This is a genomic window from Arthrobacter sp. DNA4 (assembly GCF_024362385.1).
GTDB lineage: Bacteria > Actinomycetota > Actinomycetes > Actinomycetales > Micrococcaceae > Arthrobacter.
This window is the reverse complement of sequence record NZ_CP101466.1, coordinates 3072371-3086026: the sequence shown is the minus strand read 5'-3', so window position 1 is coordinate 3086026 and position 13656 is coordinate 3072371. Positions and strand designations below refer to the sequence as shown.

At 67.8% G+C, this 13656-nt stretch carries 14 protein-coding genes; 9 read left to right on the top strand and 5 right to left on the bottom strand.

Annotation, left to right across the window (positions count from 1 at the left end; translation table 11 throughout):
* Positions 1–1452 (top strand): protoporphyrinogen oxidase, encoded by a 1452-nt coding sequence (hemG, locus tag NMQ03_RS14140; RefSeq protein ID WP_255172711.1) that lies wholly within the window; start codon positions 1–3, stop codon positions 1450–1452.
* Positions 1453–1801: 349 nt separating this feature from the next.
* On the opposite strand, the gene NMQ03_RS14135 is transcribed toward hemG, so the two are convergent.
* On the bottom strand, positions 1802–2365 hold the full coding sequence (locus NMQ03_RS14135; protein WP_255172710.1) for a hypothetical protein: 564 nt from the start codon (positions 2363–2365) through the stop codon (positions 1802–1804).
* A 13-nt stretch (positions 2366–2378) separates the two neighbouring features.
* On the opposite strand from NMQ03_RS14135, the gene NMQ03_RS14130 reads away from it, so the two are divergent.
* The 8 genes from NMQ03_RS14130 to hemL all read left to right on the top strand — a co-directional run bounded on the left by NMQ03_RS14130 (position 2379) and on the right by hemL (position 10034).
* A complete protein-coding gene (locus tag NMQ03_RS14130; protein ID WP_255172709.1) occupies positions 2379–2585 on the top strand; it encodes a hypothetical protein in 207 nt (68 codons plus the stop codon).
* A 111-nt stretch (positions 2586–2696) separates the two neighbouring features.
* A complete protein-coding gene (gene hemQ / locus NMQ03_RS14125) occupies positions 2697–3398 on the top strand; it encodes a hydrogen peroxide-dependent heme synthase (RefSeq protein WP_255172708.1) in 702 nt (233 codons plus the stop codon).
* Positions 3395–4639: a ferrochelatase gene (locus NMQ03_RS14120; RefSeq protein WP_255172707.1), complete on the top strand. Its 1245-nt coding sequence runs from the start codon at positions 3395–3397 to the stop codon at positions 4637–4639. The genes hemQ and NMQ03_RS14120 overlap by 4 nt, the downstream gene beginning before the upstream one ends.
* The gene (hemC, locus tag NMQ03_RS14115; RefSeq protein ID WP_255172706.1) at positions 4636–5634 is read left to right on the top strand and encodes a hydroxymethylbilane synthase; all 999 of its coding nucleotides are present in this window, start codon (positions 4636–4638) and stop codon (positions 5632–5634) included. The genes NMQ03_RS14120 and hemC overlap by 4 nt, the downstream gene beginning before the upstream one ends.
* A gap of 55 nt (positions 5635–5689) precedes the next feature.
* Positions 5690–6523 (top strand): uroporphyrinogen-III synthase, encoded by an 834-nt coding sequence (locus NMQ03_RS14110; protein ID WP_255172705.1) that lies wholly within the window; start codon positions 5690–5692, stop codon positions 6521–6523.
* Between the two features lie 57 nt (positions 6524–6580).
* Positions 6581–7564, top strand: coding sequence for a porphobilinogen synthase (hemB, locus tag NMQ03_RS14105; protein WP_255172704.1), 984 nt, complete (start codon positions 6581–6583; stop codon positions 7562–7564).
* Complete coding sequence (locus NMQ03_RS14100; protein ID WP_255172703.1) at positions 7561–8634, top strand: LLM class flavin-dependent oxidoreductase; 1074 nt, start codon at positions 7561–7563, stop codon at positions 8632–8634. Before hemB ends, NMQ03_RS14100 begins: the two co-directional genes overlap by 4 nt.
* A 68-nt stretch (positions 8635–8702) precedes the next feature.
* The gene (hemL, locus tag NMQ03_RS14095; RefSeq protein ID WP_255172702.1) at positions 8703–10034 is read left to right on the top strand and encodes a glutamate-1-semialdehyde 2,1-aminomutase; all 1332 of its coding nucleotides are present in this window, start codon (positions 8703–8705) and stop codon (positions 10032–10034) included.
* A gap of 72 nt (positions 10035–10106) precedes the next feature.
* On the opposite strand, the gene NMQ03_RS14090 is transcribed toward hemL, so the two are convergent.
* The 4 genes from NMQ03_RS14090 to NMQ03_RS14075 form a co-directional block, all read right to left on the bottom strand.
* Entirely contained in the window at positions 10107–10844 is a 738-nt protein-coding gene (locus NMQ03_RS14090) for an amino acid ABC transporter ATP-binding protein (RefSeq protein ID WP_255172701.1), read from the bottom strand.
* Positions 10841–11605, bottom strand: a complete 765-nt coding sequence (locus NMQ03_RS14085) for an amino acid ABC transporter permease (RefSeq protein ID WP_255172700.1) — start codon at positions 11603–11605, stop codon at positions 10841–10843. The genes NMQ03_RS14090 and NMQ03_RS14085 overlap by 4 nt, the downstream gene beginning before the upstream one ends.
* A gap of 33 nt (positions 11606–11638) precedes the next feature.
* Positions 11639–12589 carry an ABC transporter substrate-binding protein gene (locus NMQ03_RS14080; protein ID WP_255172699.1) on the bottom strand — a complete coding sequence of 317 codons (951 nt, stop codon included), beginning with the start codon at positions 12587–12589 and terminating at the stop codon, positions 11639–11641.
* Positions 12590–12920: 331 nt separating this feature from the next.
* Positions 12921–13631 (bottom strand): 3'-5' exonuclease, encoded by a 711-nt coding sequence (locus NMQ03_RS14075; RefSeq protein ID WP_255172698.1) that lies wholly within the window; start codon positions 13629–13631, stop codon positions 12921–12923.
* Positions 13632–13656 lie beyond the last annotated feature (25 nt).

Genomic DNA, 13656 nt, shown 5'->3' with positions numbered 1-13656 from the left:
GTGGGCAGCTCCCCGGCGAAACCTGGCCAGGCGCTCGTGGTGGGCGGCGGGATCTCCGGGCTGCTCTCCGCCCGGGAACTCGCAGCAGCCGGTTATGAGGTGACTGTCCTGGAAGCCGGGACGGCGTGGGGCGGCTGTGTCGGCAGCCATACGGTCGCGGGGCTCACCCTGGACAGCGGCGCTGAGTCCTTCGCCACCAGGTCCGACGCCGTAGCCCGGCTCTGCACGGACCTTGGGCTCGGCGCGAAGATCGTTCCCCCGCGGCCCGGGGGTGCCTGGGTGCAGCTGCCGGACGGACCGCGCGAGCTGCCCCGGACCGGAGTGCTGGGTATTCCCGCCAACCCCTGGGACCCTGAGGTCCGCCGCACCCTGGGCATCCTCGGCTCGCTGCGCGCCTCCCTTGACGGGCTGCTGCCCGCATCCATAGGGGCCTGCGCCGGCGTCACCAGCGTCTCCGCGCTGGTCCGGACCCGCATGGGGTCCCGCGTGCTGGAACGCCTCGTCTCGCCCGTGGTGGGCGGCGTCCACTCCGCCGATCCCGGCCTGCTCGACGTCGATATGGTGGCTCCGGGCCTGCGTGCGGGCCTGCGCAGGCACGGTTCCCTCGCTGCCGCGGTCTCGGCACAGCGGCGCGGCGGCGGCACAACCGCCCAGGCCCGGACACCCCAACCGGCAAAGGCCGGGTCCGCCGTCGCAGGCCTCGAAGGCGGCATGCACACGCTGGTGGACGCCCTGGTGTCGGAGCTCGAACGCCGGGACGTGACCCTGCTGTTGGGCACTGCCGCCACGTCGGTTTCCCGCACCCCGGAAGGCTGGCGCGTCGACGCTGCCGGCGCGGCCTTCCATGCCGCGCTGCTTGTCATGGCCGTGGAGGGCCCGGCCGCCGTCGAACTGCTGGAACCTGCTGTACCTGCCATCTCGGGAAAGAAACCGGCCTCCGGGCCGGACGTCAAGCTGGTCACGCTGGTCCTGGACAAACCGGACCTGGACCGGCGGCCGCGTGGGACGGGAATCCTGGTGGCCCCGCAAACGCCCGGCATCGAAGCAAAGGCGTTGACGCACGCCACGGGCAAATGGGATTGGCTGACCGCCGCTGCCGGCCCCGGGCGCCATGTGGTGCGCCTTTCGTACGGCCGGGTGGACGGTGCTTCGGCCCCTGCCGCCGCCGGTCCCCAAACCGATGATGAGCTGTTCGCGGCCGCCCTGCGCGACGCATCCGCCCTGCTCGGCGTCCGCATCACCGGCGGGGACGTGCGGGGCTGGGACGTGGTCCGGTGGCGCGGAGCCCTGCCGTTCGCCGCCGTCGGTCACCGCGCACGGGCAGCGGACATCCGGCGGTCCTGCAGCGCCGCGGGCGGCCTGGCCGTCGTGGGCGGATGGGTTGCCGGGAACGGGTTGGCCGCTGTGGTGGCCGACACACGTGAGCAAATCGGCCAACTAACTGCCGCCTGAGCGTCGGTGCTGGTCAGCGCCCCGAAGCCGGTCCTTGGCTCCGGCCTGGCGGGACGGCCGGGCCTCCTTCCTGGTTTCCAATCGGCCAGCCGTTCTGGTTAGGGTCGATGACTATGGTTCAACACAGGTCCGAGCTTTCACTTTCCCGGACCGGTATCCATGGGGGACTCCGGCGCGGCACCGCAGCAGCGGCCGTCGGAGCGGTACTGGTTCTTTCCACCGGCGTCCAGGCGTCCTTGGCTGACGACGCGGTCCCCCCTCCGCAGCATCCGGCGGCACAAGGATCCGTGGCCGCAACCGCCGCGGCGTTCGGACTGTCCACGGCGGCCCGCCAAGGCGCTCCCGGAACTCAGGGCGCCACGGGGAACGGTGCATCCGGGCATGAGGGAGACGGCCGGCAGCGAGCGGACGAACCCGCTGCGGGATCCCCGGCCACGAGCGCCCCGCGCACGCCATGGCCCATTCTTCCGGTGCCGGGTTCCCTGCGTCCGGCGGCCAACGGTTCCCCGTCCGCGGGGGCCACGTCGGCTACCGCGCCCAGTCCGACGTCCTCCGAAACGCCGCTGGCACCTGGCCCGCGGACCACAGCCGCTGCCACTCCGACCAGCTCTCCGGCCACCGACCGGCCAGAGTCTCCCACGGCGTCCGGGCCCTCCACTGCGCCAGCGCCGGCCGCTGACCCCGCAACCGGCACTTCCACGGTGGCCGGGGCGCCGGCCCCGGCAGGCGTTCCTTCGGCCGGTGGGACGGCCACCGGAGCACCAGCAGGAGGGTCTGCTCCCGCCTCCGGAACCCAGGCAGCAGTGCCGGGCTCCGGCGGCGCGGGCAGTCCTTTCGTTCCCACGTCCGCCGTGGCGGGCGGCAGTGCTGTCGGCGTGCCGGGCACCGACGGTGCAGGCAGTCCTGACGCCACACATGCGTCCGCCTTGCCAACGTCGCTGTCCATCAACGCGCGCCAGTCCCAGCCCACCCGCGCGCCGCACGCTGCGGGCGCCCCGGCCGGACCGGGACAGGCAGTTTCCTCCACCGGCCCACTGCCTGGCGTGCCCGATGCCATGGTGTGGCTGGGTGCGGGCCTTGTTGGCGTGGGAGCGGCTGCCGGCCTGGTGTTCCTGCGGATGCGCCGCCTCTAAGGGGGAGCACCTGGTGGCCTGCTGCACGAGGGAATGTGACTTTGCTCACTTCTACGAGCTGTAGAACTTTTCGGTTTCGTCTTGGGGCAGGGAAGGGGCAAACTTGTAACCATGAGCCACACTTCTGCCGAATCTGTCACTAAAACCGAAGAATCAGCCGAGCAGTTCTTTACCCTCTGGACGGTATTCAAGAGGTCGGGGTCAGTGGTCCGCAGCGCTGATGCCGCCGCCGACTTCGACGCGCTGCTGGAACGTCTCGCCGCCGCCGGCGTCACCCACCGGGGCAGCTACGATGTCTCGGCCATGCGCGCCGACGCCGACGTCATGGTGTGGCTCCATGGACCCAAGCCGGAAGCGCTGCAGCAGGCCATCCGGGACATCCGCCGCAGCACCCTCTTCGCCGGCACCGAGATTGTCTGGTCCGCGATGGGTGTCCACCGCGAGGCCGAGTTCGCCAAGAACCACACCCCGGCATATTCCCGCGGTGTCGCTCCGGCGGAGTGGCTCTGTGTTTACCCGTTCGTGCGCTCCTACGAGTGGTACATCCTGCCCGAGGCCGAGCGCGGCAAAATGCTCCGCGACCACGGCCTCCTGGGCCGCGACTTCCCCCAGGTCATCTCCAACACCGTTTCTTCCTTCGCCCTGGGCGACTGGGAATGGATCCTGGGCCTGGAAGCCCCCGAGCTCGTTGACCTGGTGGACCTCATGCGCCACCTCCGCGCCACCGAGGCACGCAACCACGTGCGGGAGGAAGTCCCGTTCTACACCGGACGCCGCATCTCCGCCGAAGAGGTTGCCGAGGTCCTGGCATGAGCCCGGAACAGCAGGCCGCCACGGCCGTCAACCCGGTGACCGAGGCCGGACGCATGGCCCCCAAGAACTACGACGCCGTCCTGCTGGCCTCCTTCGGTGGCCCGGAAGGCCAGGATGACGTCATCCCATTCCTCCGGAACGTCACCCGCGGCCGGGGGATCCCGGACGAGCGGCTTGAGGAAGTCTCACACCACTACCGCGCAAACGGCGGCGTCAGCCCCATCAACCAGCAGAACCGCGAGCTGAAGGCAGCGCTGGAAGCCGAGCTGGCTGCCCGCGGCATCGAGCTGCCCGTGCTGTGGGGCAACCGCAACTGGGCCCCCTACATCCCGCAGACCCTGCAGGAAGCGTACGACGCCGGCCACCGCCGGGTGCTGATGCTCACCACGAGTGCCTACTCCTGCTACTCCAGCTGCCGCCAGTACCGCGAGGACATCGGCATGGCGCTGACGGAGACCGGTCTGGACGGCAAACTCGAAGTGGACAAGGTCCGCCAGTACTTCGACCACCCCGGTTTCGTGGAGCCGTTCGTGGAGGGCACCGCCGCCGGCCTGGCCGACGTGCGGGCCAAGCTCGCCGAAGCCGGCACGCCGGATGCCCCCGTCCACATCCTGTTCGCCACCCACTCCATCCCTACCCGGGACGCCGAAGCTGCGGGCCGCTCCGAGGGGGAGCCCCGCGTGTTCGAGGAAGGCTCCGCCTACGTGGCCCAGCACCTCGCCAATGCCGCCGCCGTCATCGAACGGGTGGAGAAGGAATCCGGGCTGACCGCACCGTGGTCCCTGGTCTACCAGTCCCGTTCCGGTGCCCCGCATGTGCCGTGGCTGGAACCGGACATCAATGACGCCATCGAGGAACTGACCGGCCAGGGCGTCAAGGGCATCGTCATCGTTCCGCTCGGCTTCGTCAGCGACCACATGGAAGTCGTCTGGGACCTGGACACCGAAGCGATGGAAACCTGCGCCAACCTGGGCCTGGCCGCCACCCGCGTCCCCACGCCCGGTACGCACCGGAAGTTCGTTGACGGCCTGGTGGACCTCATCTCCGAGCGGACGGTGGCCAACAACATCAGCGACCGCCCCGCCCTGACGGATCTTGGTCCCTGGTACGACGTCTGCCGACCAGGATGCTGCGCCAACTTCCGTGGCGAAAAGCCCACCATTGCAGGGGCCGACACCACGGTAGGCACCGGCCATGACCCGTACCCGTCCGGCGGTGCCGCGGAAACGGCCCAGCTGTGACAGTCCGGATCGGAACACGCGCCAGCAAGCTGGCGCTAACCCAAACCCAGCAGACCGCGGACCAGCTTGCCGCCGTCGGCGGTTTCCCGGTGGAACTGGTGCACGTCCGCACGGACGGCGACGTCCTCACGGGCTCGCTGTCCCAGATGGGCGGCACGGGCGTCTTTGTTGCCGCCCTGCGTGACGCGCTCCTGCGCGATGAGTGCGATGTTGCCGTCCACTCGCTCAAGGACCTGCCGACAGGGGCAGCAGTAGGCCTCAGCCTTGCCGCCACCCCGCGCCGTGTGGACGTCCGCGACGTCCTGTGCGCCCGCGACGGACTCAAGCTGGCAGACCTGCCCGCCGGTGCCCGCATTGGCACCGGTTCGCCACGGCGTGCGGCCCAGTTGCGCGCCGCCCGTGCGGACCTGGACATCGTGGACATCCGCGGCAACGTGGATACCCGGTTGGGCCGCGTTCCCGGGCTGCCCGGCAACTCCACTGGCGAGGTGGTCCCCGGAAAGTCCTGTGACTTGGACGCCGTGGTGCTCGCGGCCGCCGGCCTGGAGCGGATCGGCCGCCTGGACGCCGTCACCGAATACCTGGAAACCGACGTGATGCTGCCCGCAGCAGGACAGGGATCACTGGCCATCGAGTGCCGGACGGCGGACGCCCCGCCAAAGCCCGGCGCGGCTGACGGCTCCCGTGACGTCCTGGCCCAGGCCCTGGCAGCGCTGGACGACCCCGACACCCGCCTTGCCGTCACGGCGGAGCGGGCCCTGCTGGCAAGGCTCGAAGCAGGCTGCGCAGCTCCGGTGGGAGCATACGCCTACCGCAAAGGCAGCATGCTGCACCTTGAAGCCGTGGTGTGCGCTGTGGACGGCACCGCCACCGTGCGGGACAAGCGCGCCACGGACGGACTGACGGAGGTGGGAGCGACCCTGCTGGGCATTGAACTGGCGGAGGCCCTCCTTGCTGCCGGAGCCGCCGACATCGCAGACCTGCAGGCGTCCTGACCTGGCAATGACGCAGCCTTCCAGTGACTCCGGATCCGCCAAGCCGCATGGAGGCATGGCGCTTGGCGGGGTCCGGGTCCTGGTCACGCGCAGCCCGGAGCGCTCGGGCGCCCTGGTGGAGGCCCTGAAGGGAGCCGGTGCGCTGCCGGTGCTGCTTCCGCTCATCGATTTCGAAAGAGCGCCGGACCAACACGCGCTGGACGTCGCCTGTGACGCCCTTGCAGCGGGCGCCTTCGACTGGCTGGTGGTCAGCAGCGCCACAACAGTGCACGTCCTGATGGAAAAGGCGGCCGAACGTGGCCTGCGCCTGGACCAACTGGTACCTTCCGGCACGCGGATCGCCGCCATCGGTCCGGCAACCCACCGGCTGCTGGATGCGGGCGGACTGGACGTAGCGCTCACGCCGGCCGGGGAGCAGTCAGCCGCCGGCCTGCTCGCCGTCTGGCCCGGGAGCGGCAGGATCCTGCTGCCGCAGGCGGATATCGCGGCCGGCACGCTGGCGGCGGGACTGGAAGCCGCCGGCGGCGACGTCGCCGCTGTGACTGCCTACCGCACCGTCGACTACCCGGCGGCAGCGGAGCGCCGTCTCGCCGTCCGGGCGGAAGCGTTCGACGCCGGCCCGCAGCCGCCGTCGTACTCCCTCCTGACGCCGGAAGCTGCCGCCACGGACATCGCCGAAGGGCGCATTGCCGCCGTGATCGCCGCCTCGCCGAGCGCGGTGCGGCGGATCGCCGCCCTTGGTCCGCTGGGCGGCTGCCGGCTGGTGGCAATTGGCCGTTCGACGGCGGACCAGGCCACAGCCCTGGGCCTTGAGGTCGCGGAGGTGGCGGCAGAGCCCACACCGGACGGGCTGGTGGCAGCCGTCGCGAAGGCCCTCAACCCGCCCTGACCGGGCCGGAACGTTTTCCCTCCACAAAGCTTCACAACCATGCGAAGGACAGGACCCATGACTTTCCCCACCCAACGCCCCCGCCGCCTGCGCACCACCCCGGCCATGCGCCGGCTGACCGCCGAAACCCGCCTCGCACCGGCCGAGCTCATCCTTCCCGCCTTCATCCGGGAGGGACTCACCGAGCCCAACCCCATCACGTCCATGCCGGGCGTAGTCCAGCACACCACCGACACCCTGAAGCGGGCCGCCGCCGAAGCGGTTGAGCTCGGCCTGGGCGGCATCATGCTCTTCGGCATTCCCGAAACCCGCGACGCCGAGGGCACCGCGTCCCTGGATCCTGAGGGCGTGCTGAACAAGGCCATCAGGGACGTCCGCGCGGAGGTGGGCGATGACCTGGTGATCATGAGTGACGTCTGCCTGGACGAATTCACCGACCACGGGCATTGCGGAGTGCTCGACGCCGACGGCTACGTGGACAACGACCGCACCGTGGAGATCTACGCCAGGATGGCCGTGGCCCAGGCAGAGGCCGGCGCCCACATGCTCGGCCCGTCAGGCATGATGGATGGCCAGATCGCCGCCATCCGCTCGGCACTGGATGAAGCAGGGCACGTGACCACCTCCGTTATCGCGTATTCCGCGAAGTACGCCTCCGCGTTCTACGGACCTTTCCGCGAGGCCGTGGACTCCCAGCTCACGGGCGACCGGCGGACCTACCAGATGGACGCCGGAAACCGCACCGAAGCCCTGCGCGAGGTGGAACTGGACCTGGCCGAGGGTGCAGACATCATCATGGTCAAGCCGGCCATGAGCTACCTGGACATCGTCGCCGACGTTGCCGCCATGAGCCCGGTACCGGTGTCCGCGTACCAGATCTCCGGCGAATACGCGATGATCGAGGCCGCCGCCGCCAACGGGTGGATCGACCGCCGTGCCGCCATCACCGAGTCCGTACTGGGTATCCGGCGTGCCGGCGCCCATACGGTCCTCACCTACTGGGCCGCCGAACTGACCGGCTGGCTGAAGGAAACCCGGTGACCGGTCCTTCCGCCGCGCCAACCGCACCCGTGGGGGAGGACCGGATCCTCTTTGGCCTGAATACCTTCGGTGACATCGGCGCGAACCCGGACGGCAGTCCGCAGCCTCATGCCCAGGTCCTGCGCCAGCTGCTGGAGCAGGCGGAACTGGCGGACGCCGTCGGACTCCATGCCTTTGGCGTGGGGGAGCACCACCGCAAGGACTACGCCGTCTCCGCGCCGGAAGTCTTCCTGGCCGCCGCCGCGGCGCGCACGTCCCGCATCCGGCTGGGGTCCGCCGTGACGGTCCTCAGCTCGGACGATCCCATCAGGGTGTTCCAGCGCTTTGCCACCGTGGACGCCATCTCCAACGGCCGGGCCGAAGTGATGCTCGGGCGCGGATCGTTCATTGAATCCTTCCCGCTGTTCGGGCTGGACCTGGCGGACTACGAGGTCCTGTTCGAGGAAAAACTCGAACTGTTCGACAAGGTCCGGGCGCAAAAACCCGTGCACTGGGAGGGCCGCACGCGTCCCGCCCTGCACGGGCTGAGCGTCTACCCGCCCCTGGAGCACCACCTGCTGCCCACATGGATCGGCGTGGGCGGCACCCCCGAATCCGTGCTGCGGTGCGCCCAGTACGGTTACCCGATCATCTTCGCGATCATCGGCGGCCAGCCGCGGGGCTTCCGGCCCCTGGCCGACCTCTACCGCGAGGCGATGGGCAAATACGGACATCCCATGCAGCAGATGGCCACGCACTCGCCGGGCCATGTCGCCGACACGGATGAGCAGGCCCGGGAAGAGCTCTATCCCCACTGGCTGGCACTCCGGAACAGGATCGGGGCCGAGCGTGGCTGGGGTCCGGCCGGACGCGGTGAGTTCGATGCGCTCTGTTCCGCAGAAGGGGCCCTCTACGTCGGATCACCGGAAACGGTGGCCCAAAAAATCGTCCGGCTGAAGCGGAACCTGGGTGTTGACCGCTTCGACCTGAAATACAGCAACGGTCCGCTGCCGCACAGCGCCATGATGCGCTCAATCGAACTGATGGGCACGGCGGTGGCGCCCCGGGTGGCGGAACTGCTCGCCGGCTGACTGGGCTTCTGCGGCTGACTGCGCTTACCGGCTAACTGAGCTTCCGGCTAACTGAGAGAATAGGAACCATGACTTCCAGCAATCCTCGCAACGAGGCACTCTTCGACCGCGCCCGCCGGCTGATGCCCGGCGGCGTCAACTCGCCGGTGCGGGCCTTTGGCTCCGTCGGCGGGACCCCGCGCTTCATGGTCTCAGCGAAGGGACCGTATCTGACAGATGCCGACGGCAAGGAATACGTGGACCTGGTCTGCTCCTGGGGTCCGGCCCTGCTGGGCCACGCCCACCCGGCCGTGCTGGAAGCGGTGCACGCCGCCGTCGACCGGGGGCTCTCCTTCGGCGCATCCACCCCGGACGAGGCCAACCTGGCAGCCATCGTCCAGGAGCGCGTTCCCGCCGTCGAACGCCTCCGGATGGTGTCCACCGGCACCGAAGCCACCATGACCGCCGTCCGGCTGGCCCGCGGATTCACCGGCCGCAACCTCATCATCAAGTTCGCCGGCTGCTACCACGGCCACCTGGATGGACTCCTGGCCGCCGCGGGTTCCGGCCTGGCAACCCTTGCCCTGCCCGGCTCCGCCGGTGTCACGGAAGCAACCGCCGCGGAGACGCTGGTGCTGCCCTACAACGACCTCACCGCCGTCAAGGAAGCCTTCGCCGTGCACGGGCCGAACATCGCTGCCGTGATCACCGAGGCCGCGCCGGCGAACATGGGCGTAGTAACCCCCGCCGAGGGATTCAACCTTGGGTTGTCGCAGATCACCCGCGAGCACGGTGCGCTCCTCATCGTCGATGAGGTCCTGACCGGGTTCCGCACCGGTTACTCGGGCTACTGGGGCCTCACCGGCGGTGCGCCGGATGCGGAAAACCCGTGGACGCCCGACCTGCTCACCTTCGGCAAGGTCATCGGCGGTGGAATGCCGACGGCGGCCCTCGGCGGCCGTGCCGACGTCATGGAATACCTCGCGCCCACCGGCCCCGTGTACCAGGCGGGCACCTTGTCAGGCAACCCGGTGGCGATGGCTGCCGGCGTTGCCACACTGACCCACGCCACCCGCGATGTCTACTCCTTCATCGACGTCCGTTCCCTGGAGCTTTCCTCCGCCGTCTCCAACGCGCTGGATTCCGCAGGGGTGGACCACTCAATCCAGTTCGCGGGGAACCTGTTCTCGGTGGCCTTCGGAACCTCGGCCAACGGGGTCCACAACTACGCCGATGCACAGGCGCAGGAGGCGTTCCGCTACGCGCCGTTCTTCCACTCCATGCTGGAGTCGGGGGTCTACCTTCCGCCGTCGGTCTTTGAGGCGTGGTTCCTTTCCGCCGCCCACGACGACGCCGCCATGAACCGGATCTACGATGCACTGCCTGCCGCAGCGAAGGCGGCCGCAGCCGCCCAGGGCTAGCACCGCCGTCGTTCCTTACGAAAAAATCCCCGGCTGCAGGCTGCAGCCGGGGATTTCTTTGCGTGCGAGGCGTTAGAGGACGTCCGAGAGGAAGCCCTTGAGCCGGTCGGTCCTTGGCTCGGTGAAGAGCTGCTCAGGCGGCCCGGACTCCACCACGACGCCGGCATCCATGAACGTCACGGCGTCGGAGACGTTGCGGGAGAAGCCCATTTCGTGGGTCACCACCACCATGGTCATGCCGCCCTTGGCGAGGTCAGTCATCAGTGCCAGGACACCCTTGACCAGTTCGGGGTCGAGGGCGGAGGTGGCCTCGTCGAAGAACATGACCTCCGGCTTCATGGCCAGCGCCCGGGCAATGGCCACGCGCTGCTGCTGGCCGCCGGAAAGGTTGGCCGGGCGGGAATCGGCCTTGTGCCTCAGGCCCACCAGATCCAACTGTTCCAGCGCCTCGCTGCGCGCCTCCTCCTTCGAGAGCTTGCGCAGTTTGCGCAGGGCCAGCGAGACGTTTTCCTCCACGGTCTTGTGGGGGAACAGGTTGAACTGCTGGAACACCATGCCGATCCGGCGGCGGAGCTCGTCGGGATTGTCTTTCAGGACCGAGCGGCCGTCCAGCAGGATGTCCCCCTGGTCGGGTTCGATCAGCCGGTTCATGACCCGCAGCAGGGTGGACTTGCCGGAGCCCGACGGTCCAATGACGGACGCCGTGGTGCCCTGCGGAACGTGCAGGTCGATGCCCCGCAGGACGTGGTTGCTGCCGAAGGAAAGGTGGATGTTCTTGGCGCTCAGTGTTCCTGATGCGAACTCGCTCATGCCTGGGCTCCCTTCCCGACGACGGCCGCGGCGTCGTCCGGTTCTTTCTTTTCCGACCGGCCGCTGCGCAGCCGGGCGTCGATGTAGTTGACCAGGTGAGTGAGCGGGATGGTCATGGCCAGGTAGAAAATGGCAGCTGCCACGTATGGGGACAGGTTCCCGCTGCGGGCGGCCGCATCCTGGCCGATTTGGAACAGTTCCCGTTCCGTGGCCAGCAAGCCCAAGGTGAAGACCAACGAGGAATCCTTGATCAGCGCAATAAACTGGTTCATGAGGGCAGGAAGCACCCGGCGGATACCCTGGGGAACCACCACCAGGCGCATGGATGCACCGTAGCCGAATCCCAGGGCGCGTGACGCCTCGAGCTGCCCCTTGTCTACGCTCTGAATGCCGGAGCGGAAGATTTCGCCCGTGTACGCGGCGGCCATGAGCGACAGAGCCGCAACGCCCATGGGGTAGGGGCTGTTGCTGCCCGTCATCTCGCGGAATATCGGTCCGAATCCCAGGCCGATGACCAGAATCGTGAGGACGGCCGGGAGTCCACGAAATACGTCTGTGTACACCCGGGCGGCCCACCGTGCCACAGGATTCCGCGAGATTCCCATGAGAGCCAGGACCAGGCCGGCGAAGGCCCCGATAAGTCCCGAAGTGATCGCAAGGACCAGCGTATTGGGCAGGCCCACAGAGAACATGCTTGGCAGAACCTCAGCGATCTTCTCCCAGTCAAGGAAGGTCTCTCTGAGTCGTGTCAGGAAATCCATATGGCGTCGTTATCTTTTCTGGGTAGCTGGTGTCTACTTCGTTGGGATCTTGACGGCTTTGCTGCCCGGCTTCCAACCCTCGGGGGTCTGCTCGGCAGCCGTCGGGCGGTCCGTGTACCACTCGGCAGTCAGCTTGGACCAGGTGCCGTCGGCGACTATGGCATCAAGGGCCGAATTCAGCGCTTCGAGCAGGGCAGGGTTGTCCTTGGCAACGGCGTAAGCGGTGAAGTTCTGGGTGTTGAGCTTCTTCTCGGCGATTTTCGTGCCGTCACCGGGCTTGACCTGGCCGGTCGCCTGCTGGGACGGAGCCACCCATGCGTCCACCTGCCCGCTCTTCAGGCTGGCGAAAACGGTGTTGTAGTCGGGGAAGGAAACAGGCTCAATGTTCAGGGTGTTCTTGACGTAGTCTTCCTGGACGCTGCCGCTGACGACGCCGATGCGCAGGCCGCTCTTCAGTTCCGCGAACGTCTGAACCTTGGCGTCTTCTTTGGTCACCAGGGCCATGTAACCGAAGTCGTAACCATTGGTGAAGGCAACCGTTTCACGGCGGGCGTCCGTGGTGGAAATCGAGGAGGATCCCACGTCGAACTGCTTGTTCTTTACCTGGCTGAGAAGCGCCTGGAACTTGGTGGAGGCGAACTCGACCTTGAGCCCCAGCTTGTCGGCCATCGCCCGCAGAAGCTCATTGTCGTAGCCAGTGAACTTGCCCGAGGAATCAACGAAGATATTGGGTGGGGCGTCTGACAACGTTCCCACGCGCAGGGTGCCCTCGGTGACGAGGCCGAGCTTGCTCTTATCAATCTTGTCGAGGGGGGTGACATCGGCGGTGGTGTACTTGTCCAGCGTCTGCTGGTCACTGCCCTTCAGTGCGTCCGTGGGGGAGCCGCTGGGCTGGGAGGAACCGCCGCCGCAGGCGGCCAGGGATGCCGCAAGGGCCAGGGCAACAGGAACGGTCCTGAGCCACTTCAACGCTTTGATGTTCATCAGGTTGTCACTTTCATATGAGGCATAAGTCGACCGGGCCGCAAGGCAGCGCTGTGGCGCCTGGCACCTGCCCGGCGCTGGTCCAGCTGTCCGGGGCAGGGGTGACCGCAAAACTTTATTGTCTCACTTGAGTGAATACCGCACGTGAGGTGAACAAAACGGAAGTTAGGCGCATTCCAGCCAAATATAATTCCGTCCCTGCGGCGCGGGGCCAAGCAGTTGCAGGGTTATAACTCCATCCCAACGAACGATGCCCGGCCTGCAACCCGAAACTTTGTTAAGCGGCGTGACTGTGACATGCCTCCCAAAAACGGTGAGCGCAGGAGCGCCCCTAGAAGCCACCTGTCGTGGCATCCTGCGGCGGCAACACCGGCCAGTCTCCCTCAATGACAGCGGCCGGCTTCGTCTTCCGAAGGTACTCCTGGAAGTCCGATGCCTGGCTGACCGCCCAGTCCACCTGAAGCTGGTGCAGCTGGCTGGTAAGCATCATCAGCTTGGGAAACTTGCCTGCCATGGCATCCAGCACCCTGAGGGTTGCCAGGGCGTCCGCCGCGGAAGTGTGCGCGTTGTCCAGGACCACCCCGTACTCCTCGCACAGTGCGGTGAGTGTCCGCTTTCCCTTGCGGTAGCGGTCAACCTGCTTGTTCATAATGTAGGGATCCAGGACCGGGAAGCGGCTCAGCTGCGGAATCCCGTACCGTGCCGACTCGGCGGCAAGGACAGTGAAATCGTAGCTCGCGTTGAAGGCGATCACCGGAGTGCCGGAATCGAACAGCTCCTGCAGGACGGCGGCGACCTCACCCGTGACCTCATGGGCAGGGCGGCCGTCACGCCTGGCCTGTTCGGTGGTGATGCCGTGGACGTCGCTGGCCTCCCCAGGTATCTCCACCCCCGGATCGGCCAGCCACTCATGCTCCTTGATGACCTCACCCTGGTGGTCCACTACGGTGATTGATGCCGTGACAATTCTTGCCGCCCGCGAGTTGCGGCCCGTGGTTTCCAGATCGAAGGCTGCGCGGGGGAGGGTGTTCCAGGAACTCATGCTTCAACGCTAAGGGGACCCGCCG